This window comes from Paenibacillus amylolyticus, from assembly GCF_047302515.1.
GTDB classification, from domain to species: Bacteria; Bacillota; Bacilli; order Paenibacillales; family Paenibacillaceae; genus Paenibacillus; species Paenibacillus amylolyticus_G.
Genome location: NZ_CP168019.1, coordinates 5,041,301 through 5,065,089, shown reverse-complemented (window position 1 = coordinate 5,065,089; position 23,789 = coordinate 5,041,301). Strand labels below are relative to the sequence as shown.

The 23,789-nt window shown below is 46.9% G+C and carries 17 protein-coding genes; 13 read left to right on the top strand and 4 right to left on the bottom strand.

Annotated features, from left to right (window positions below; all coding sequences use genetic code 11):
* The first annotated feature begins 1 nt into the window (after window position 1).
* Window positions 2-811, top strand: a complete 810-nt coding sequence (locus ACDJ59_RS22040; protein ID WP_413405798.1) for an AraC family transcriptional regulator — start codon at window positions 2-4, stop codon at window positions 809-811.
* A gap of 206 nt (window positions 812-1,017) precedes the next feature.
* Here the strand turns inward: ACDJ59_RS22040 and ACDJ59_RS22035 are convergent, their stop codons facing one another.
* Window positions 1,018-2,181, bottom strand: coding sequence for a glycoside hydrolase family 27 protein (locus tag ACDJ59_RS22035; protein WP_413405796.1), 1,164 nt, complete (start codon window positions 2,179-2,181; stop codon window positions 1,018-1,020).
* Window positions 2,182-2,238: 57 nt separating this feature from the next.
* Between ACDJ59_RS22035 and ACDJ59_RS22030 the strand changes: the two genes are divergently transcribed.
* The 3 genes from ACDJ59_RS22030 (at window position 2,239) to ACDJ59_RS22020 (ending at window position 4,810) form a co-directional block, all read left to right on the top strand.
* The gene (locus tag ACDJ59_RS22030) at window positions 2,239-2,367 is read left to right on the top strand and encodes a hypothetical protein (protein ID WP_413405794.1); all 129 of its coding nucleotides are present in this window, start codon (window positions 2,239-2,241) and stop codon (window positions 2,365-2,367) included.
* Between the two features lie 331 nt (window positions 2,368-2,698).
* Entirely contained in the window at window positions 2,699-3,406 is a 708-nt protein-coding gene (locus tag ACDJ59_RS22025) for a DNA alkylation repair protein (RefSeq protein ID WP_413405792.1), read from the top strand.
* A 222-nt stretch (window positions 3,407-3,628) separates the two neighbouring features.
* Window positions 3,629-4,810 (top strand): DUF4317 domain-containing protein, encoded by a 1,182-nt coding sequence (locus ACDJ59_RS22020; RefSeq protein ID WP_036668338.1) that lies wholly within the window; start codon window positions 3,629-3,631, stop codon window positions 4,808-4,810.
* 117 nt (window positions 4,811-4,927) lie between these two features.
* Here the strand turns inward: ACDJ59_RS22020 and ACDJ59_RS22015 are convergent, their stop codons facing one another.
* The 3 genes from ACDJ59_RS22015 to ACDJ59_RS22005 form a co-directional block, all read right to left on the bottom strand.
* Entirely contained in the window at window positions 4,928-6,046 is a 1,119-nt protein-coding gene (locus tag ACDJ59_RS22015; protein WP_413405790.1) for a response regulator, read from the bottom strand.
* Entirely contained in the window at window positions 6,043-9,174 is a 3,132-nt protein-coding gene (locus ACDJ59_RS22010) for an ATP-binding protein (RefSeq protein WP_413405788.1), read from the bottom strand. Before ACDJ59_RS22010 ends, ACDJ59_RS22015 begins: the two co-directional genes overlap by 4 nt.
* 120 nt (window positions 9,175-9,294) lie before the next feature.
* Entirely contained in the window at window positions 9,295-10,242 is a 948-nt protein-coding gene (locus ACDJ59_RS22005; RefSeq protein ID WP_413405786.1) for a helix-turn-helix domain-containing protein, read from the bottom strand.
* A gap of 171 nt (window positions 10,243-10,413) precedes the next feature.
* On the opposite strand from ACDJ59_RS22005, the gene ACDJ59_RS22000 reads away from it, so the two are divergent.
* From ACDJ59_RS22000 to ACDJ59_RS21960, 9 genes are all read left to right on the top strand, one after another.
* A complete protein-coding gene (locus tag ACDJ59_RS22000; RefSeq protein WP_413405783.1) occupies window positions 10,414-11,433 on the top strand; it encodes a glycoside hydrolase family 88/105 protein in 1,020 nt (339 codons plus the stop codon).
* 13 nt (window positions 11,434-11,446) lie between these two features.
* Window positions 11,447-13,627, top strand: coding sequence for a 1,3-beta-galactosyl-N-acetylhexosamine phosphorylase (gene gnpA, locus ACDJ59_RS21995; RefSeq protein ID WP_413405781.1), 2,181 nt, complete (start codon window positions 11,447-11,449; stop codon window positions 13,625-13,627).
* A gap of 210 nt (window positions 13,628-13,837) precedes the next feature.
* Entirely contained in the window at window positions 13,838-14,686 is an 849-nt protein-coding gene (locus tag ACDJ59_RS21990) for a GNAT family N-acetyltransferase (RefSeq protein ID WP_413405778.1), read from the top strand.
* A 200-nt stretch (window positions 14,687-14,886) separates the two neighbouring features.
* Window positions 14,887-16,689, top strand: coding sequence for a cache domain-containing sensor histidine kinase (locus ACDJ59_RS21985; RefSeq protein ID WP_413405776.1), 1,803 nt, complete (start codon window positions 14,887-14,889; stop codon window positions 16,687-16,689).
* An 11-nt stretch (window positions 16,690-16,700) separates the two neighbouring features.
* Complete coding sequence (locus tag ACDJ59_RS21980) at window positions 16,701-18,275, top strand: response regulator transcription factor (RefSeq protein ID WP_413405774.1); 1,575 nt, start codon at window positions 16,701-16,703, stop codon at window positions 18,273-18,275.
* Window positions 18,276-18,450: 175 nt separating this feature from the next.
* Entirely contained in the window at window positions 18,451-20,124 is a 1,674-nt protein-coding gene (locus ACDJ59_RS21975; RefSeq protein ID WP_206537064.1) for an extracellular solute-binding protein, read from the top strand.
* A 136-nt stretch (window positions 20,125-20,260) separates the two neighbouring features.
* Complete coding sequence (locus ACDJ59_RS21970) at window positions 20,261-21,235, top strand: ABC transporter permease (RefSeq protein ID WP_036606005.1); 975 nt, start codon at window positions 20,261-20,263, stop codon at window positions 21,233-21,235.
* A gap of 15 nt (window positions 21,236-21,250) precedes the next feature.
* Window positions 21,251-22,150: a carbohydrate ABC transporter permease gene (locus ACDJ59_RS21965; RefSeq protein ID WP_017690606.1), complete on the top strand. Its 900-nt coding sequence runs from the start codon at window positions 21,251-21,253 to the stop codon at window positions 22,148-22,150.
* Window positions 22,147-23,724, top strand: a complete 1,578-nt coding sequence (locus ACDJ59_RS21960) for a glycoside hydrolase family 43 protein (protein ID WP_413405771.1) — start codon at window positions 22,147-22,149, stop codon at window positions 23,722-23,724. Before ACDJ59_RS21965 ends, ACDJ59_RS21960 begins: the two co-directional genes overlap by 4 nt.
* The last annotated feature ends 65 nt before the right edge of the window (window positions 23,725-23,789 follow it).

Genomic DNA, 23,789 nt, shown 5'->3' with positions numbered 1-23,789 from the left:
GTTGAATCCGATTTGGCATGAGAGCAGTAGAGCCAGTAATTTGTATTTTATCAGCGGTGGTCACAAGCCGGCCAACGCTCACCAATGGGGGCCAGGTGTACGTGACGTTTATGCGCTGCACTATATTATCCGCGGTCAAGGGACGCTGGAGACGGGCGGCCGCGTTTTTCGGCTCGTTACGGGGGAAAGCTTTATCATATTTCCGCAAAAAGAGATTTACTATTATCCAGACCCGCAAGATCCATGGGAGTATGTCTGGGTGGAGTTTAGCGGTGAGGATGCCGGGCGATTGCTGGGACTGACACAGCTCTCAGAGGTACAACCCGTGGTGACGGTCTCGCCGGAGACACTGCAGCCTTTTTTCCACCTTGCCTGGAACGCGGGTGCATCATCCTATGAATTACTGCGGGCGGATGCACGTTTGCGTCTGCTGCTCTCCTACTATATGGAGCATTATCCGAAGGAGCCGCAGGTGGACGCCAAGGATTATGTCTGGCTGGCGAGAAAGTACATCGAGCAGAACTACTGGAAGCCAACATTGACCGTCACCGAGATCGTAAAGGCAGTTAATCTGGAGCGCAGCTATTTGTTTCGTCTGTTTAAGGCAGCAACCGGCAAGTCTGTTTTGGAGTATATTACATCCTGCCGAATCGAGCGCGCCTGTGAACTGCTGAAGACGTCGGGCCTGCCGATTCAATCGGTAGCTTATTCTGTCGGCTACAATGATCCGTTATATTTTTCCAAAGTATTTAAGAAAGCAACTTCACACACGCCAACATCGTACATGATGCTGCACGGGACCAAGGCATAACGTTAACGGAACAGGGCGCAGTTCCCGGACTCTCGGAAATAATGGATCAGCTTCTCAATAGGCTCGCGTCCACAGTTCAACTTCACTCCTATACAATCGATACACAGAAATTGTTGGGCAGAGCGCGAGATCAATTTGAGGTAGATGCCCACATCGTCTGAAGAGAGCGGAACCTGACAGGAGGTGCACAGGCGATGTTGAGCCATTTATTTCACCAGTTTGGCACGCACAACTAAACAATCATGTGCTGCGACAACGGGAGCGAAGCGTTCACGGAATACGCCAATCTCTTTATGTTCCCAGCAGTCATACAGGGACAGGGCATAACCGGCAGCGTAAGGCAGACCCATATCCCAAAATTGCAAAGACAATTCCCGCTGGCTGTCGCTCAGGTTGAAGAAACCAATAGCTAGATCTCCATCTGTGAGAACCTTCACCAGCATAAATACATCGTCTGTGTGAAACCATTGCGGCTCTGGTTTAATGCGGTAAGCTCCGCGCGCTTCTACATCCTGATTGATAGCGATCAGGTCAGGATTCAGGAGAATATCCTTTGTGATCTGGTTGGCCTTGCGCACGTCGCATCCGATCATTAATGGGGAACCCATCATGGACCAGAGGGAGAAGTGGGTTTTATATTCGATGTCGTTGCATCCGCCGATGCTGCCAATATAATCATTGTTGCTTCCACCGTACATACCAACGATTAGCATATCCATGTCATTATGGCAGAAGGAGCCGGTGTAGCTTTGTTTTCCCAATTGGGACAGGGCAAGTTCCTTCACTGAATCCCAATTGTCGCGGATATCGCCGGTGGAGCGGTACATATGAGCGCCCGATTCCCGAATCCAATCGTATACGTCGTCGGCTCCCCAGTTGCAGGCGGAGAACAGGATATCGCGTCCGCAGTTTTTGAGCGCAAGGCTCATCCGTTTGTACAGCAGCTCTCCTGAGATATGGCGCGGCTTGAAGCAGTAATCATACTTCAAATAATCAACGCCCCATTCGGCAAAAAGGGCAGCATCCTGGAATTCATGCTCGAAGCTGCCTGGATACCCGGCACATGTATGTGTACCTACGCATGAATACATGCCGAACTTTAGTCCTTTGCTATGGATATAATCGGAAAGCGCTCTCATTCCACTCGGGAATTTATCCGGGTCAGCCACCATATTGCCGCTCGCATCACGTTCCTTCAGGCTCCAGCAATCATCAATGACAATATACTCGTAACCAGCGGCCAGATAACCTTCCGATACAAACACATCAGCGACATCCCGAATTAATTGTTCGTTAATATCCCACGTAAAGGTATTCCACGAATTCCAGCCCAGGGCAGGGGCAAAGCCTAACACTTGATTGTTGCTCATGCTCTCACATCCTTCCTCATCTCGGTTTTGTTAACAACACTAAACTGAACATAAACGATGAGTGACGTATCCTGCCATAGCTTAACGTTGCTTGGACATGGACATATGTTGCTCTGCTGTGCAGGGGGAATTATCTCTTCCAATCCGGCTCTCGGCAGGTATCAGAAGTTGCCGGTAGAAGCATAAGAAAGGAAAAATGTCTGTCTGCGAAGAAATTATATCTATCTTTTCAGGAGTCTGTGCGAAACAAGGGTATAGATGTTATGATCGGTGTATAATGCCCGAACAGGTTATCAGAGCCACAGGGGAATTTGAATAGTCTTCAGTTTTATTAGGAAAAATACTCCAGTGAGGAGTCCCCCATACGAAAGGTAATAATTTCGCCGGAATGATTATGCAAATGGCAGAATGGTTTGAATCGGATAATGAGCGATTTACCTATCCGGTTTTTCGTTAAACATAAGTGTCTGTTTGATTTGATCAGATAAATAATTTATAGGATTGGGAGTGTCACGAAATGAATCTAGATGAAGTGATGCAGGAGCTTGAAGCGCTGGGCAAAGAACGAACGAAAAAAATCTATATCTCCAATGGTGCTCATGAACCGCTATTTGGCGTGGCAACCGGGGCGATGAAACCAATGGCGAAGCAGATCAAAAAGGATCAACCTTTGGCAGAGCAACTATATGCAACGGGGAATTATGATGCGATGTACTTTGCGGGCGTGATTGCCGATCCTCAAGCGATGACGAAAGCTGATTTTGACCGTTGGATTGACGCTGCTTATTTTTACATGATCTCTGACTTCATCGTTGCCGTCACGCTGGCGGAGACGGATATTGCTCAAGAAGTTTCGGATAAGTGGATCGCGAGTGGGGATGAATTGAAAATGTCAGCAGGATGGAGCTGTTACTGTTGGTTGCTCGGCAGTCGAAAGGATGCTGAATTTTCGGAGAATAAACTGATGGAGATGCTGGAACAGGTGAAAAAGACGATTCACGAATCTCCGGAACGAACGAAATATTCGATGAACAACTTCCTGTATACCGTTGCAACATCCTATCAACCGTTGCACGATCAGGCGGTGGAGACAGCTCAGGCTGTGGGACCTGTCGAAGTGAACAAGGACATGCCCAAGAGCAAGCTGCTGAATGCCTCTGAGAATATCCAAAAGGCAGTGGAAAAAGGGCGGACGGGGTTCAAGCGTAAATATGTAAGATGTTAATGGGAATCGCTGTAATAGACTAGAACATCAGGAGATGTAACACATGCAGGAGGTGCTCGTATGAACGTAGAGAGTGTCTCCCTTTTTGTGTTGTTGTGAATATCACGTACTTGGGTAACTGAAATCTAGTAACCGTCAAGCTACAACTTAGTCAACAAATTTTCTGTCGATCCTTTATACTAATAAAGCCAGAAACATATCTAAGGAGTTGCCGAATCCAATATGAATAAAAAAGAAGTCGCGCATATACGCAAGCAATTTAAACTCGATCACGATCTACTGAATATTTACGATATTCTCAACGTGTATATTACGAAGGAAACGAATGAGGTCTATCACTGGGAGCGTCACCCGTTCGAACTGGTGGACAGAGAGAAGCAGGAGCTGTACATGGGCAATTTCAAAAAATTGCTGACAGGTGATTTGGATCAGAAGTTATTCGAATTGAAGTTCCAGGAAGCGGCGGAGGACCCGGCGCAGGTATTGCTTCACCAGGCTCTGGTAACAGGTGATCCGGATGAATGGCAGGATCTGATGTTGCTGCTCGTGGATCGAATGTTGGTGGATACGAAGTTTGAGCGGGATATGGTAGCTACGTTTGTGCGTGGACAGTATTATCTGCCGACTAAGGCTAGAAACGAAGCCACGGAAGAGAGTGAGAAGAATGAGGTGTTCGCCCATCCGTTCATTCTGTGCAGCGTGAATTCCACGGAGAAACAGCGGAAAACGCTCTTGTTTGATTACGTGGAGAGAGAATTCAAATACAACATCATAGTAGATCCGATTATCAAATTAAGCACACCAGAGCAAGGGTTCCTGTACCCTAGCGTGACGGACAACTACTCCGATGTGAATCGTGTACTATATTGTACAGGGAAATCCAATTTCCCGGATCCGCATTTTGTTGAAAATGTATTGAATGGAGAAAGATCCGTAACCGCACTGGAAGAACGGGCGATCTTCGAAGATATCGTTAAGGAAGTGGCCGGTGAACAGCTCGATTCAGCCACCATTGCACATGTATACGAGGAGATCAACCGAGTCATCGAGATTAACGAAGAGTCCCATGAGGAAGAACCTCCGAAGCTGGATTATAAAGATCTGGAACGTGTACTGACCGCAAGCGGTATAGAGGATCTGACAACGGAGAAAGTAGAACGTGCCTTTGAAACGATCGTTGACAACAAGAATTATGAAATGAAGGCGACTAGTGTTATGCCGAAGTTCACGTCCAAGTCCATTAAGATTGAAACCAAGGTTGCTACGATTTCGGTTAGCCCGCAAGACCTGAGATATGTGAAACAGGTGAACTATCAAGGCAGACGTTGCATCATGATTGAAGTGGACGAAGATGTCGTGATTGAAGGCTTTACCCTTAATACAGAAAAACTTATAAATGAGTAATTGATTCTAGACAATGATGATGTAAAATCATCAGTTATGGACGAATAAACGTCCATTTATGTTGAAAAAAAGCCCAAGCCTAGGCATTATGCCAAAGCTTGGGTTTTCTTGATATTTTCATGATTGTCGCAACAGTTGTTTGATATCTGCTGCCGGACTGGAGCCAAGCTCCTCTTTGAGCAATTCCTCCAGCACCAGATACTGTCGCTGCGCTTCGGTTCTTCGTCCAAGCGACAGATACAACAGGATGATCTCGCGATGAATATCTTCCCGAATCGAATCAATCTGGAGAATTCGTTCAAAATAATACAGCGCCCGTAGCGGCTCGTCTTCCTTCGCATGATAGTGGGCAGCGGTCTCCATCGTCATGATAAAATCCAGCTCCAGCTGTCTGGACCACGCGAAAGCCCACTCATAATGCCTTCCTTTCAGAAGTTCACCCGTATACAACGTGTCCATCCGCTCGAAGAGCTCGGGGCGATGTGCCGATGCCTGACGCATCTGCCGGAACAAAGTCTCGAACTCGTACAGATCACAGTTAATCGCTTCCCGGTCGATACGGATACCATTTCGGTCCTTGAGAATGATCGGCACGTCACTGTTATCACCGATGGCACGTCGCACGTAGTACAGTGTGGAATTGATGTTGGTCCAGGCTTTCTGCGGACTGAGGTCCTTCCATAACGTATCGGCCAAAGCATCGCGGGTGGTTGATTTGGCATACAGCAAGAATGCAAGTAACTCTTCGGTTTTGGGCGTTCTAAGCTTGATGGGACTGTCTGCTCCGGCACCGCCAAACACAGTGAATTCACCGAACAGACGAACATTCAGTTTGGGTCCAGGCACCGTTGGTTCAGGTGTTGTCACGGACTTGTGAAGCTTTTCCTGCAACCGCTTGATGCTGCGGTTCAGTCGCTCTGCCGTGACTGGCTTGATGACGTAATCAATGACTTCTTTGTCGAAGGCCTGCACCGCATATTCCTCATATCCGGTCACCAGCACGATGGGGAGCGAAGGGTGATGCTTACGCAATTCACCAATGAGTTGCATACCCGAGATGCGAGGCATCGTAATGTCCAGAAATGCCGCATCGAAGCTATTCTCTGCCGCATATTCACAGGCTTCCTCCGGGTCATGAAACGTACGAGATACCTCGACTTCTCCGCTTTCTGTCAAAATGCGATTCAGTCGCTTGAGCGACAAATCCTCATCATCTACGATGATGACTTTCATCATGTTTCATAACCCCCGTTCCCAACTGTGCTTAGACGTTGATTTGGAAGATCAAATGTAATCCGCGTTCCCTCGCCGTCCAGACTTTCCATCTGAAGGTGTCTGCCATACAGCAGATTCAACCGGCTGGAGATATTCCATAGTCCAACGCCGTTACTGCCGTCCGTGGATTGCCGAATTTCGTCCATCCGTTGCTTGGTTATGCCGATTCCGTTGTCCTCGATGGTGAAACGTGTTTCCGTATCATTCAGATTGCGGATAGACAACATAACGCGACCACCACGAATGCTGGACATCAGGCCGTGCCGAATCGCATTTTCAATCAGGGGCTGTAACGTGAGCGGTGGAATGTCCATGTTCCGGTTCACATCCGCATCCACATCGATAATGACCTCCAACCTTGAGCCAAAGCGGGCTTGCTCAATCGCTACGTATGCTTCGATCATCTCCAGTTCGTTCATCAGGCTGGTTTTTGAGTCCAGATGTTTAAAGTGCACACTCCGCCGTAAGTAACTCGATAATTGCAAAATCAATTGTTCTGCCCGATTTGGCGCATCCACGCATAATTCGGCAATGGCGTTCAGAGCGTTATACAGAAAGTGCGGGTTCATCTGTGATCGCAAAAAAGATATTTCCGCATCTCGCGCAGCTTGCACGGATGTTTTCATCCGAGTCAAACCGCCGATCCGTGCCAGTAGTTCCTCCGATTCGAACGGCTTGGATACGAAATCATTGGCACCTTTCTCCAAGGCCAGCTTCAATTGATGGGCTTTATTACTCGCCGTCAGCATGAGCACGGGTAGCTCGGATGGGGAGTAGCGCTCTCTGATTCGTTCCAGTAATTCGTAACCCGACATGTCGGGCATCATGATATCAGCAATGACGAGATGCACGGCAGGTAGCTTGTCCAGCAGATCCAGTACCGAAGGTGAGCGTGAAGTGACCGCATAACTGTATCCTTCCAGCTTCAAGAGATTAACAATCGTCTGCAAATTAGCTGAGTCGTCATCCACAACGATGATCCATTCGTCTTTATTCCCCTGTACAATCGTTGGTTCTTCGAACCGGAGTAGCCGATTACCAGGACCTGTAGGAGCGATGGTAAGTGGCATGACGTTGGAACGTTTCTCTCCTTTTTTCTCTGCCAGCGGAAAGGTCAGGATGAACGTAGCACCCATGCCGGGTGCAGATTCCGCATGAATGGTTCCGCCGTGCATCTCGACCAGCTTGCGCGTAATGCTCAGTCCTAGACCGGTGCCTCCAGCAACGACTGGCCCCGTATCTGCTTCCTGCTCGAACGGCAGGAAGATATGTTCCAGCTTGTCCGTACCGATACCACGGCCGGTATCCACAATGCGTATTTCCGCTTTGCCTTGCACAACCGCAGCTTTGATGCTTACCGTGCCACGTTCCGTGAACTTAACGGCATTACCGATCAGATTATGCAAAATCTGAATCAGTCGGTTGCCGTCTGCATAGATCGGCGGGAAATGCGCCGGGATGCGGTTGATAAGCTCCACCTTTTTCGCGCCAAGCAGGAAGGAGTGCATACGCATGACCGATTCGACAAACGAGTACAGATCGGTCGAAGACCGGTGGAGCGGGATGTCGCCATGTTTCATTTTCGAATAATCCAGCAATTCATCCACCAGATAGGTTAATCGTCTGCCACTTCCCGTCACGATCGCCAGATTGTGCGCTTGCTCATCGGTTAGGGGACCTTCTGCGCCTTTAAGCAGGCTTTCACTGATGTTGACAATCGCATTCAGCGGTGTTTTGAGCTCATGAGAAGTATTGGACAGGAAGTCGTCCTTCACCTTGTCCAGCAAGAGCAACTGATCTTTGAGAGTGCGGACCGTACGATAGGCCTCGAAGAACCGAAGCACCGCTAGAAACAGCATCAGGATGCTGAACAGGACAATGGAAGCCTGCCCGATATTCATGTTTTCCTTGAGCGAGATCGAGAAGAGATTAATGTCCAGACAGTACAGCACGATGCTTAAGAGAGCCGCATACCACAAGAAAGTAGACAGCCGTTCGCCCTTCTCACTGGTTAGGAACTGTTTTGCACATTGATACAACAACCAGAACAGCATTAAAGTGTACATAACGACGACGTAAGGTGCAGCCAGCCCATAGATGGAAATAGGCAGGAGCGCGACCATGCATAGGTATGCTCCGAAGATGATCAGGATCACCGCCGTGAGCAAACCGGACAGGATGCCTGTTTTGAATCGGTAGAAGTAAAAGGTTAACAGACCCAGACATGCCACGGAGCAGAAATCTTTTAATTTATAGAGTGTGCTAAAGGAAATTTCCGTGCCCGCCATGGATAATACACGTTCGCTAATCATGCCGTTATAGAGTGCATATAACAGACAGATTAGACCAATCAGGAGTAGGGAATCGTCCCTGTTTCGGTAGAGTGCAGACCCCAAGTAACTGACGAGGAATATGATCGAAATGGTGCCCAGTACAGCAAGCGTGCCAAATTCGATAGCTGTGTTGAATTGATGTTTTTTCAGCATGGCTGCTTGTTCGCCGAAAAAGAGTGGACCCGGAATGCCAGAGTCCGTGTAATCGTAATTAGCCACCCGGATCAAAATCTCAATGTCACCGCCATGATAGGGGAAAAAGCCAATCTGGGGGGAGTTGCCTGGTCGGTAACCTGCGGATTTTGCCACGGCATGCCCGTCTTCCAGCAGCTTGTTGCCATTGATGTAGATCTCGCTGGCAAAACGAATGTTCATTTTTTTGATCGCCAGCGTTCCTTCAACAGGTGCATTACGCAGCACCAGTCGATACGTGGCGAAGCCGTGGGTTGGCAGTCGTTCGCCATCCACTTTAAGTCGATTCCAGGAGCCGGGAACGGTTGCATAAGTGTCGGGTGCTTTCGTTGGACCGGCCTGATTCGATGTTGCAGATTCGTCAGGAAGCAATCGCTCCCAGTAAAATTCCCACTCCCCGTCCAGCTTGATCCGCTCGTCTTGTTCAGGGTTCCAGGCCGAGAGGTCCAGAACACCCTGACGAGCATGAAGCGCAGCAGATTGTGGTTCTCTGATCGTTGACAGCAGCAGTACGGTAATGGCAAGTACAACGGTCAGGACAACGCCTGAAATTTTTAATAACACGAAATGCTGCTCCTTTAGAGATTGTTCAATCCTTTGGTAGCTTCGGACAAAATCTCTTGTATTCTATCGGCATTGTAGCGAATATCTCTGGGGGGCGCAATCACATTTCGACAAATTCCTTCATACCCACCCCGTGAATTCCAATATCGACGCTTTTGCAGACTGTGCTTCTGTATGAGCGCCTTTGCGCCAGGCTTTAGGCGATTCGCCCATCAGTTTGGAGAAGCAGCGGTTAAAGCTGGAGATGGATCGGAAGCCGACTTGCTCAGAGATAGACAGAATGGAGGCCTCCGTGCTTTTTAATCGCTTGCAGGCTTCTTCAATCCGGGTACTATTCAGAAAATCAAGCGGTGTGGTTCCCATAATTTCATGGAACTTGCGGCGAAAATGCGTTGTACTCAGATGACACAGATCAGCGAGGTGATCGATGGTAACAGGCATCATATAGTTTTTGGTGATAAACTCCAGCACGGGTGAGATGACCAAGTCACCTTGGAGGTCTCGTTCCCGCTCCTGATCCTGAGATGACAAGCGCTCGCTGCTCGCATGCATGCGAAGCAGTTCGATATATAGAGACATCAACAAGCCGTATGCGCTCTCCCGATAATAGGGAGACTGCTGCTTTATCTCTTCTACCACTGATGTTGCGAGTGTGTGAATTTTGGGATACTGTTCCTTATTCAGAATACAATTGCTTCCTTGAATAGCCCATAAATTCGGTTCAATGTGAGTTTGTGCTGTTTTGAGCGAATGACGGAAGAGTTCTTCCGGTGAAAAAAAGATATAAGCCCACAGGCTGGCGTTATTAGGTGAACTGTATGTGGTATGCGGAAGGTATCGGGGAATGAACGTGATGTCGCCTGCCCGAAAAGGCACAGATTCTCCCTTAATCTCCATGATTCCTCCATCGGAATAACAGATGCCAATCTCCATGTGGTTATGGAAATGAAGATGCTCACTCTTGATATCGGATATTCTCCAGCGGTCTCCACTGAGTAACAGGACAGGGAAATCAATGGGAAGGCTGTAGTGACGATATTCAATGACAGGTTTCTTCGGTTTGGACATTTTCGAGGACTCCTATGTATAAATGATTGAAATTGCGCAGTTTTGTTATGAATATGCTTAGATTGAGACTATTTTACTGCGTACAATGGAATAAGTAAAGCGTTTACAAAAATGGACGGACACCTCTCAGGGCGCACTTGGGGGCGTGTGCACAGGGAGAGGGGAATAATAATGCTTCAAGTGAAATATGACAGGGAACAGATTCTACATGTAATCGAGAACGTTACCAAGAAAACACTGGATATGGATCTGACTTGGGATTGGCCCGGCGGTGTCGCTTATTATGGTGTATCCAGAGCCTATCAAACGACAGGCAACCAAGAGATTCTGGACAGGCTGGTGAAATGGGCAGACGAATATATCGAGCTAGGTCTGCCAAGTTGGACGGTTAATACATGTGCCATGGGCCATGTGCTCATCACTTTATATGAAGAAACCGGGGATCAGAAATATTGGGATATTGTCCTCAGCAAAGTTGATTATCTCCAGAATCATGCGCTTCGCTTTGGAGACAATGTGCTTCAGCATACGGTATCCGTTTCCAATGATTTTCCGGAACAGGCTTGGGCGGATACCTTGTTTATGGCGGCATTTTTCCTGCTCCGCGTAGGTAGCAAATTAAAAGACGAAGCCATGATCCAGGATGCGCTGAATCAGTATTACTGGCATATCAAATACCTGCAAGATCCGAGCAGCAGTCTGTGGTATCACGGTTATAATAATATCAACAAGGATCACATGTCCGGATTTTACTGGGGGAGAGCAAACGCTTGGGGAGCCTATACGATGTCTCAAGTGAAACCGCAATTGAAAGACTGGTATCTGTATCCGCAGTGTATGGATGTAGAATGTGCCCTTCGCGATCAATTGGCGGCTCTCAAGCTGGTGCAGACCGAGAACGGCTTGTGGCGTACGGTTCTGGATGACGAAGATTCGTATGAAGAGGTGTCCGCTTCCGCGGGTATTGCAGCAGCCATGATCAATAACGGCAATCCACTGCATACCAAATACGTGCAAAAGGCACTGGAAGGCATCCTGAACAACATTAGCGAAGATGGACGTGTGCTTGGTGTATCTGGCGGTACGGCGGTGATGAAGGATCGGGATGGTTATCGCAATATTCCAAAAGACTGGATTCAGGGCTGGGGTCAGGGCCTGGCACTCGCTTTTCTGTCCGATATGTTGAGATAGGGAGGGAACCCAATTGTCCAAATTAACCAAAGGCTCCTTTACACTACCGGGAGAATCCGGTTATGAAGCACTGACGCTGGAACTTGCCAACCGCTGGGGTGCCGATGTGATCCGTGACAGTGACGGTACAAAATTGTCCGATGAGATTATCAATGCCGGATACGGCATCTATTCAACCATTTGCATTATTCGGGATCATAATGAGTGGGCATCCCGTAATCTGGATAAACTGCAGCAATGTTTTCTCATTACCAATCCCAAGGTCGCTGTCCAAGATTATGTATCCATCTATCTGATGGAGGACTTCTTTGCTGAACAATTCAGGGTGAATGATTCCAAAGAAGCGTTTAAATATTGGCAGGTGTATGACCGAACGACTGGGGAAGAGGTACCTAGAGGACAGTGGAATTATGAAAGGGAATCTGGCAATGTTGTCATTACTGGCGTTGCTCCTTGGCATAAATACACGGTGAGTTTCATGGTCTATCGGATATGGGAAGAGATTTCCATGTACAATCATACAACGAATAATTGGGACAAAGAGCATCTGATGCAGATTGACCCGATCTATACAGACACCCAAACCTATCTGCTGGATTGGATGGAAAAGTGGTGCCAAGACCACCCGGAAACAACGGTTGTACGTTTTACGTCCCTATTTTATAACTTCGCCTGGATCTGGGGCAGTGATGAACGGAATCGCCATCTGTTCTCGGATTGGGGTTCATACGATTTCACAGTAAGTTCGAGAGCACTGGATCTGTTTGCTCAAAAAGTTGGGTATTCACTCTCCGCCGAAGACTTTGTAAATGGCGGTAAATATCAGGTCACTCATATGCCTGCGGATCAGCGCAAACTGGACTGGATGGCATTTATCAATGATTTTGTGATTGAATTCGGTAAAAAGTTAATTGATATTGTCCACAATCATGACAAGCTGGCGTATGTCTTCTATGATGACAGCTGGGTGGGCATGGAGCCGTACAATGACCGCTTTCAGGAATTTGGATTCGACGGCATGATCAAATGTGTGTTCTCCGGTTATGAGGCAAGAATGTGCTCAGGCGTTAAGGCTGATACCCATGAGATTCGCTTGCATCCCTACTTGTTCCCAGTTGGCTTAGGCGGGCTTCCTACCTTCAAAGAAGGAGGCGACCCTACCCTGGATGCCAAGAAATATTGGATTAATATCCGGCGTGCGCTGCTGCGTGAGTCGATAGACCGGATTGGACTGGGTGGATATTTGCATCTGGTTGAGCCTTACCCGGACTTTGTGGATTATATCGAGAAGATCGCCCATGAATTCAGGGAAATGAAAGAGCTGCATCAAGAGGGAAAACCGTATCAGATCAAAACAAAGGTAGCCGTTCTGCATAGCTGGGGCAAGTTAAGATCGTGGACCTTGTCCGGTCATTTTCATGAAACGCATATGCATGATCTGATTCATGTGAATGAGGCATTAGCCGGGTTGCCTGTTGACGTGCAGTTTATTGATTTTGATGATATTCGTCAGGGCGCATTGAAGGATGTAGATGTCGTCATCAATGCCGGCTCTGCAGGTTCAGCATGGAGCGGTGGAGAGCATTGGAGTGACCACAAGTCTGTGGACTTATTGACACAATGGGTGTATGAGGGTGGTACCTTTATTGGCATTAACCAGCCTTCGGCAATGGACGGGTACGACAGCTTTTTTAGAATGGCTCATGTGCTTGGGGTGGATGAGGATACAGGCGCCAGAGTTGTTCATGGAAAATGGTCGTATGAGGTTAATGATGAGTATGGTTTGGTGCCTGAGGGGGCCAGCATACTTCCGAAAAATAACATTTATCTTACTGATGGATCAGCAGCTGTAGTGAGTGAAACGGATGGTCAGATCACACTGTCCACACATGCTTTTGGAAAAGGAAAAGGGATCTACCTGCCTTCCTTCGAATTCAGCTGGGAAAATACAAGAATACTTCTGAATTTGATTCGATTTGCAGGTAATGAATTCCATGAAACAAAGTACATCACGGATAACTTGTATACCGAGTGCGCGTACTACCCTGAGAGCAACATATTGGTTGTGATCAATAATAGCGATCAGGTTCAGTCCACGACGATCAATACAGAGCATGGAAAACAGACCGTGGAAATGGAGCCGTATGATACGGTGGTCACCAAAATTGGTTTAACAAAATCGGTATCCCCATAGAATAATGATTCAATAGACCGTATTCCTTAACCAGGAAGCGGTCTATTTTAGTTATTAGGGCGTGTCTGAAAACTTCGAAGGAAGAAGATTTTATCGTACGGATATTACTGTATAGTGTTAACACTATTTAGTAGAATATTTAAATAAGGATAGGGATCATGAGCCCTAATATATTATTGTTTTCATCTTTTTAAAGGAGAGAGTGCCCTAATGTACAGTTATAAAATGTTGGACAAGATAAGCATGGAGACACTTCACGAGGCGTTTGTGGATGCATTCTCCGACTACCAGGTTAAAATGGATTTGCCTTTTTGGAAGTTTCAGCAAATGCTCCAACGAAGGGGGTATCACCCCGAAATATCTATGGGAGCCTTTAAAGATGAGAGAATGGTCGGATTTGTTATCAATGGACTTCGAAGCTGGAATGGAAAGACAACTGCATATGACCTTGGTACAGGCGTTGTAAAAGATTGCAGGCGGCAAGGCATTACAAGCAATCTGCTCTTGAATATTCAAAAGCTGTTAAAAGAAAAAAATGTAGAGCAATATTTGCTGGAGGTCATCCAATCCAACGAATCTGCAGTTCAGCTGTACAGTAAACAAAACTTCAAAATTCAAAGGGAATTTTCATGTTTCCAGCTGCAAAAAGATCAATTCATACCGCAAACGACCTGCATGGTCGAATGTGTGGAGAGAATCGATCTGGAGCAGTTCAAGGAATTTTGGGATGTGGAGCCCTCCTGGCAAAATTCAATTGATTCCATCTACGCTTTACCGGAAGCTTTTATCTATGTGGTTGCACGTCAGGATCAAAGCATTGTTGGCTATGGCATTATAGATCAAAAAACAGGTGATGTTCCACAGCTTGCAGTGAACCAAAATTACCGGGGCAAAGGTATTGCAAGCAGCATCCTGACAGAGATGGTCCAACGCACAGAATCTCCTAGAATCAGTGTCCTCAATGTGGAGTCTCATCTGAAACCGATGCAAGATTTTCTCTTGGTCAAATCAGGTTTTGCATATCATGTGGGCCAGTACGAAATGCTCTTGAAATTATAACGTGATCGCCGTTTCGACGTAGGATCAGATCGGGTTCATACGAAAATACGTGGGGAGTTAGTGTCTGTCCTGTTGGACCAGTCAATCGGGAGGTTGAATGAAAGGCTTCCCGGAAATCCTGGATTGCAGTATCCAACCCTTCCTGTACTCGTTATAATAATGTTGATATATGACATGGTTAGAGGAGACAAAGACATAACATGAGCCGCAAGACATACTGTAAGCGTATTCAGTTCCTGGATGATTGGAGTCTCAAAACCAAGTTGTACATATTGTTCATTTTTTGTGTGCTGGTCCCGGTCCTGGTCACAAATACCGTGTTTTACCTAAGCATCAAAGGTAACATTGAAGAGAAGGAGCATAGCCGATTCAATGAAATGCAGCAAAGGATCAAGTTCAACCTGCGGAACAGTATAGACAATAGCTTGTATGTGTCCAATTTTCTCTATACCGATGGAACGCTGAACCGGTTCATGGAGTTCAAGTATCGCGATCAGGAAGACTATTACTCTGCCTACTATGATATGCTTAGCAACAACAATCTGGTCAGGTACTATTACAGCTACCAGCAGGTGAATCAAATTACGTTTTATGTTGGCAATGATACCTTCGTCAATGGAGGAAACTTTATTAAGCTGGATGATGAGGTGAAGAAAAGTGATTGGTATCAAGCGCTGATGAACACGAGCGACCATATCATGATCTATTCGTATTTTGACAAACAGCAGGCGGAGATGTCGCAAAGTCAGGGAGGACGTAAAGTAAGCATTATTCGTAAGCTGGATTACTTTGGGGAGCAGCAGGTTGAAAAGGTGTTAAAGGTTGATCTGGACTACGCTTTCATCAACAAATCGCTTAAAAACGAGGGAGCCAATGGGAAGGTGTATGTCGTTTCGGATGGCAGGGTCATTTTCTCGAACGATTCAAAAATGAATCAGATGCGCAAGCCATTTAATCTGATTGCAAACAGTCCAATTGACCCTGTTCAATCCATGCAATCGATTCCTGTCGTATCCGAGGATTGGCAGATTGTCGTCAGTACGGAGAAATTGGACGTTCTGTCGGAGATCATTAATTCCAAGCTTAATTTGACTTTACTAATCATTCTTAATCTGTTGGTGCCGACACTGCTAATCTGGTTGATATCCAGATCACTGGTCATCAGAGTTAATCGGATAGCAAAGCACCTGGACCAAGTGAAGCATGAGAAATTTGAGGTGATATCGGGACCTGTGGGCAAGGACGAGATCGGTAGCCTGACCCATAGTTATAACATGATGGTCATCAAGATCAAGAACCTGATTGAGATTGTATTTAAGGGTCAGGTGGAGCGGCAAGCCCTTGAGCTCTCCAAGAAGCAGGCGGAGCTGAAAGCCCTTCAGAGTCAGGTGAATCCCCATTTCATGTTCAACACGCTTGAAACGATCCGTATGCGGAGTTTGATCAAGGATGAACTTGAAACCTCCGATGTCATTCATAGATTGGCACTGCTGTTACGTCAGACGATCAATTGGGGCGATGATCTGATTACAATCGCAGAGGAAATCAATTTTGTGGAGAGTTATCTGAGTATCCAGCAGTATCGCTTTGGTGAAAAGCTGCAATTTGCAATCCGGATCACAGACGAATCTATTGCTGCCATGATGATACCCAAGCTAACCGTTCTCACCTTTGTGGAGAATGCTTGTATCCATGGCATTGAGGGGACGTCGAATGATGGGGTCGTGGAGGTATTATTCGAGATTCGAAGTAATGAACTGTACATTTCCATTCGAGATACCGGAGTCGGTATGGATCAGGACAAGCTGGCCTCGCTCCGCAAAATGATGCAAGACCCGAGTATGGATCGGATGAGCGAGCTTAGCAGCATTGGTATGATGAATGCATATATTCGGCTGCGGATGTATTTTGATGATTTCGTTCAGGTGCACATATTCAGTGAAAAGGGGAAGGGAACAACGATTGGCATTCAAATTCCTCTTATGCAGGCATCTCAAGAATAAGGAGCGAGGATATGATCAACGTGCTGATTGTGGACGATGAGCCATTTATTCGCCAAGGACTTCTATTGTTAATTGATTGGGAGTCTTACGGGTTTCAGATTTGCGGTCAGGCTTCCAATGGCATGCAGGCATTGGAGTGCATACGCGCTATGCAGCCCGATCTGGTGATTTCCGACATTAAGATGCCGGAAATGGACGGATTGCAGCTTGCAAAAACCTTGTACGAGCAATATAGCGGTGACATCAAGCTGATTCTTCTAAGTGGATTCTATGAGTTCGGATATGCCAAGCAGGCGATTAAATACCAGGTGGATGACTACATTCTCAAGCCTATTGTGAAGACCGAACTGGTTCAGGTGCTTGAGGAGTTCAGGGTCGCATTTAATGCGCGGACGGAAGAGAAGCGATATCAGCAAAAAAAAGATCGAATTATTATGGCTCAGCATATGCAGTCAATCTTGCTTGGGGTGGCTGAGGAGGATGCTGTTACGAGTCTGCAGCCCCACTATCAAGATGTCGGCATACTGCGTTGCATCCTGATTGAGGCGGAAGCCGGTCCAGATCAGGGAACGGATTGGTGCGCTCGGGTTGAGGCATGGGTGGGCAAGCCCTTGCCGGGACAAATTTTGAAACCCTTCACAGGTGATAAAAATGCGGTTCTGCTTATGGTTACGGACCTGATGGTGAACCGTGAGGCAGTGACCTTGGAGCAATATTTGACCCGATTACATGCCGATCTGAGCCATGGTCAAGAGGCGGCTATTGCTTGTTATGTCGGGAAGGAAGTACATGAGTTGGAGGCGCTGCACGAGTCTTATCAATCCTGCGGCATAATGAAAAGCTTACGTTTCTTCACCACTTGCAGGCCCATTTATTACTTCGAACTTATGGATACGACCTTATTTGTTAATCGGCCGGGACAGTTCGAAAAACAATTATTTGATGGGCTAGTCAAGTCTATTGAGGAACAGCAGACGGATGAGTTATACAGTCATGCAAAGGCCATTTTTCAATTTTTTCTGGATGAGCGAATCGAGCCTGGTATGGTCCGCATCCACTTGCATTATTTGGCATACACATTGCTGGATCTCGTGAATAACGATACGGTTACTCCAGATTCGGGGTTGATGGAATCGACTTTTCTGAAGGTGAACTACGCGATGTTATCCATGGAGGAAAACATTGAACATTTATGCGAATTCTCGCTCATGTGCGCAGAGAAACTGAAGGAGCAGCAAAAGTCAAATGCGATGGGCGTATTAGCCAAAATTGAGGCCTTCATTCACGAGCATTACAGAGAAAATATCAGCCTGAAATTGCTCGGGGAGCAGTTTTACATGAATAGTGCATATCTGGGTCAGATTTTCAAAAAGCATTTCTCGATCAGCTTCAGTGATTATTTGAATCAATTGCGTATTGAGGAAGCCGCCCGGCTGTTGCGCAGAACAGATCAAAGAGTATACGAAATCGCAACAATGGTGGGATATCGGGATTCCGATTACTTTATTAGCCGGTTCGAGAAACTCATGGGGGAGACTCCTGCACAATATCGTAAAAGTGCCCATGCTGCGTACTCTCTTGATTAACATCCTGCACTCCTTGACGGAGCGGCGGGATATTTTTTTTCGCAGATGCTGGAATTAGTGGGATTCCATCTATAGTTTATCCCGTTGAGAGGGGCATGGAAGCATGATAATTTTAAGTCAGCCTTTGGAAAGCGCTTTCCAAAAAGCTTCTGTCAATATAATCGATGGAGGGGTCATGATGAAAAAGGATGTTAGAAAAAGAATCAAGTATAGTGCTCTGCTCGCTTTAATACTGGTCATTGCACTCACTGGATGTACACCGGGATCGTCCTCGAAAGGGGAAAAGACAGCAGATGGAAGGGAATTGAAACAATTTTCCGCATTTTTTGCCGTACCGGGAAAAATTGCGCCTGACGATAATCGGGTGTTAAAGGCTATTGAGGAGAAAACAGGCGTCAGAGTCACGATGGACTGGCTTACGGGCCAAACGGCAAAAGAGCGGATTGGTGTACTCATTGCAGGCGGCGAATATCCCGATTTTATCGATGGGAGTGATGGTACTCAGCAACTGGTAGCAGCAGGAGCGTTAGTACCACTTGAGGATTACATCGATAAATATCCCAACATCAAAAATTACCTGGGCGAAGACTGGAAGAAGATGAAAAATACGACGGATGGACATATCTACTTCATTCCTCAATTCGGCAATATACAAGAAAAGTCGATGAAAGTATCCCATGACGGAGAAGCGTTCTGGATTCAGAAGGCCGTACTGGAGTGGGATAATTATCCGACAATCAAAACGCTTGACCAATACTTCGACTTGATTGAACGGTATAAAGCAGCTCACCCGACCGTTGATGGTCAGCCCACAATTGGGTTTGAAATTATCTCCTATGACTGGCGTTATTTCGCACTGGAGAACCCTCCGCTCTTCATGGCTGGTTATCCGAACGAAGGCGCAGCCATCGTTGATAAAGAAACACTGACGGCCAAAAACTATAATACCATTCCGGAAGCGAAAGCATATTTCAAGAAGATCAATGAGGTATATCATCAAGGCCTGGTTGATAACGAAACCTTTACAGCAAACTATGATCAATATATCTCCAAAATTTCAACCGGACGTGTGCTGGGCATGGTGGATCAAGGATGGCAGTTCCTTGACGCCGAGGCATCACTCGTGAAGCAAAAATTGTATGACAAAACCTATGTACCGTTGTCCATTACACTCTCCGAGGATGTTAAAGGGCGTTATCAGAACAATCCAATCCTTAACGTGAATGGTGGCCTGGCCATTACAAAGAGCTGCGAGGATATCGAGGGAGCACTTCAATATATTAATGATTTGTTGGACCCTGAGATGGAGGTATTGAGAACCTGGGGACAGGAAGGCGTGGATTACCAAGTCGATGACAAAGGTGTGTTCTCCAGGAATGAAGAGCAACGTGCGAATTCCAAAGATCCGGACTGGGTACTGGCGAACACGGGAAGCCCGTTGGTCTATTTCCCGCATCATGAAGGCATGACCGCTGACGGGAAGAATGCCCTTGACCCTAAGGAGCAGCCGGAGGAGTACCTTGCCACATTGAATGACATCGACAAAAAAGTGCTGAAGGCTTACGGATATACGAAGTTTACCGACTTCCTTGAGCCTGCGGAGGAAAATGAACCGTGGTTCCCAATCTATACCTATAATTTCGAACCGAATAAACCGGAGACCATCGCCAGACAGAAAATGGACGATGTAAAACGCAAATGGCTGCCCAAAGTGATTATGACTTCACCAGCCGAATTTGATAAGGCTTGGGAAGAATATCAAGCCACGCTCAAGGAAAGTGCAGATATTAAAGCGTATGAAGATGCGCTGACGGAAGAAGTCCGCAGACGTATGGAACTGTGGGGATAAAGGCCTGTCACACAGAAAGGCTATGGGGAACCCCGTAGCCTTTCTTACACGCTAGATTGGGAGATTGGATAGGAATGGAATCGATTCACCCAGACTGGGTGATATAGATAAACTCGTAAGCAAGGAGAGAAAAAACATGGCCAAAAAGGAGCTGCAGCCTTCGTTAAAAACCAGCCATATCCCAGCGGGAACAAGCTGGATCGGGTACAACCTGTCCAGAATGAAAAGTCAGCGACAATTAATGTGGATGTCATTTCCGTTTATTGCGTTTATCGCTATTTTTGCGTATGGACCATTATGGGGCTGGTTGATGGCGTTTCAGAATTATAGACCGGGCATTGGTTTTATGGAGCAGGATTGGGTGGGAGTGGATCATTTTCGAACGTTATTCACAGACCCTACATTTTTACGTGTCATTCGCAATACGCTGGCGATGAGCCTGATCAGTCTGTTTCTGGGATTTGTCGGCTCAATTGGTCTGGCGCTGTTATTGAATGAACTGCGAATGGTATTGTTCAAACGCGTGGTACAGACGGTTTCCTACCTTCCACATTTCCTGTCGTGGATCATCGTAACGGGTATTGTTGCGAATGTATTATCAACGGAAACAGGAATAGTGAATGTGCTGTTGACGAAATTGGGCCTGATTGATGCACCGATCAATTTTTTTGCCGAACCCAAATACTTCTGGGGGATTGTAGGTCTGTCCAGCATGTGGAAGGAAATTGGCTGGGGCACGATTATTTATCTGGCGGCCATGGCGTCGATTAATCCGAGCCTGTACGAGGCAGCTTCCATCGACGGAGCCGGACGGTTTCGTAAAATGTTTAATGTCACGCTTCCAAGCATCAAACCAACGATCATTATCCTGCTTATCATCAACGTTGGTAACGTACTGAACGCAGGTTTTGAGATTCAATACTTGCTGGGGAACGGACTTGTGCAGGATGTATCCGAGACGATCGACATTTTTGTTTTGAAATACGGGATTAATCTCGGCAACTACTCACTTGCCACCGCAGCAGGCATTTTCAAAAGTGTGGTCAGTCTGGTGCTCATATTTATCGCCAATGGGATTGCCAAGTCTCTTGGTGAAGAGCGATTGATATGATAAGGAGGCAGAGCTGTGAAACGATTTAGTAGAAAACGAAGCTTGGGAGACTCTATTTTTTCCATCACCAATGGCATATTTATGTTGCTTGTCATGGTTGTTACGTTATATCCTTTTTTAAACACCATTGCCGTATCTTTCAATAACGGGCTGGATACGATCCGCGGGGGGATCTATCTCTGGCCGAGGGAATGGACGCTGCAAAATTACGTCTCCGTATTCCAAAACCCGAATCTGACACAAGCCGCATTTGTTTCGGTCGCCAGAACCGTGGTGGGAACGGTTGTACAGCTGTTCTGTACAGCCATGCTGGCCTATGTACTGAGCCGCAAGGAGTATATGTTTAACAAATTGGTCACGACGCTGTTTGTCATGACGATGTATTTCAGCGGCGGCTTAATTCCGGGATACATGCTGATCAAACAAGTGGGGCTGCTGAACAGCTTCTGGGTATACATTATTCCCGGGTTGATCGGGGTGTTCAACATGATCGTCATTCGTACCTACATTCAGGGACTGTCGGAGGGATTGATTGAATCCGCGAAGATGGATGGAGCCGGAGATTTTCGGATTTTCATGCGTATCGTGCTTCCCCTATCCAAACCGGTTCTGGCTACGGTTGCACTGTTTATTGCTGTAGGTCAGTGGAACTCCTGGTTTGACTCCATGTTGTACACGGCGGGAAATCGGAATTTGACCACCTTGCAGTATGAGCTGATGAAATTGTTATCCTCTGCGACCTCACAGGGGGGAACCGTCAACGTGGATTCATTCAAAAATGTAACCAACATGGTGACGCCTGTATCCATTCGGGCAGCAATCACGGTTGTGACGGCAATGCCGATTGTTTTACTGTATCCGTTCTTGCAAAAATACTTTGTGACTGGACTAACCATTGGAGGGGTAAAAGAATGAATAATGCAACTCAAAGCGAACAATGCACGTTTAACAATCCGATTATGCCCGGGTTTTATCCAGATCCGTCCGTATGCCGGGTGGGTGAAGATTTTTATCTGGTGACATCAACTTTTGCCTATTTTCCTGGCGTTCCGATCTTTCAGAGCCGTGATCTAGTGAATTGGAAACAGATTGGCAATGTGCTGGACCGCCCTTCGCAATTAAATCTTCAGGGAGCAGGCCATTCACAGGGGATATTCGCTCCAACGCTTCGGTATCATGAAGGCACCTTCTATATGATTACAACCAATGTATCACATGGCGGCAATTTTGTTGTAACCGCTACCGACCCGGCTGGGCCATGGTCTGATCCTTATTTTATTGAAGGCGCAGAAGGCATAGACCCTACAATTTTCTTCGATGATGGCAAAGCGTATTACCTTGGTACACGTCCTTGCTCCGAGGGAGTTCGTTACAATGGGAACTGGGAAGTGTGGCTGCGGGAGTTGGATCTGGGCAGTATGAAGCTGGTGGGAGACAGTTACGTTCTGTGGCGCGGGGCGATGGTGGATGTCATCTGGCCGGAAGGCCCGCATCTGTATAAGATCGATGAATATTACTATTTATTGATTGCAGAGGGAGGCACAGGGCCAAACCATGCCGTGACCATTGCTCGTAGCAAAAGTTTGACCGAAGGATACGTCGGGAATCCGAATAATCCAATCATTACACATCGCCATTTGGGTAAACGTTACCCTGTTGTTAATGTAGGACATGCCGACTTGGTGCAGGCTGCGAACGGTCAATGGTTCATGGTCATGCTTGCTTCGCGTCCATATGGAGGGAGCTATAGCAACCTGGGGCGGGAGACGTTCCTTGCTTCTGTCGTTTGGGAGGACGGATGGCCTGTTGTCAATGAGGGCCGCGGAATCCTGGAGGAGCAGGGCACGTTGGATTTGAAGCCTGTTCCGGTAGAGCCGCAACTGCGTTTTGACCATTTTGACAGTGATAAACTGGGCTTGCAATGGATGTTCCTGCGCAATCCTCAGGAGGATCTCTATTCATTAACCGAACGAAAAGGATACCTCCGGCTGAAGCTGAAACCGCAAACATTGAAGGAAAAAGAAAATTCCAGCTTTGTTTGTCTGCGTCAAAGGCATATGGATTATGTCGCAGCTACAGCGATGGAATTTGTGCCCGGGAATGCCAACGAAACGGCTGGTCTTGTCGTCATTCAGAACGATCAGTATCACGTACGGATTGAGCGTGCTCTGGCGGATAAACAGCAGGTGCTGCGTGTGGTGACCGTTATAGATGGTCAGGATAGCCACATTGCGCAAATCGCGCTGGAGGGTGATGTATCGCGAGTGTATATCAAACTGGCTGCGACAGGTCAGCAACTAAACTTCTATTACAGCACGGATGGAAGTCAGTATCATCTGGTCGCGGAACAGGTGGATACAAGCAGCCTGAGCACCGAAGTAGCCGGCGGCTTTGTTGGCTGTTGTATCGGAATGTTTAGCAGCAGCAACGGTACTTCTTCCGATCAGGTAGCGGACTTTGACTGGTTTGAATATGGTTCATATAAATAATATTTAGATGACAGAATAACAGCAAGAAAGCTCAATCCGGTGGCGGTAGTCCAGGGATTGAGCTT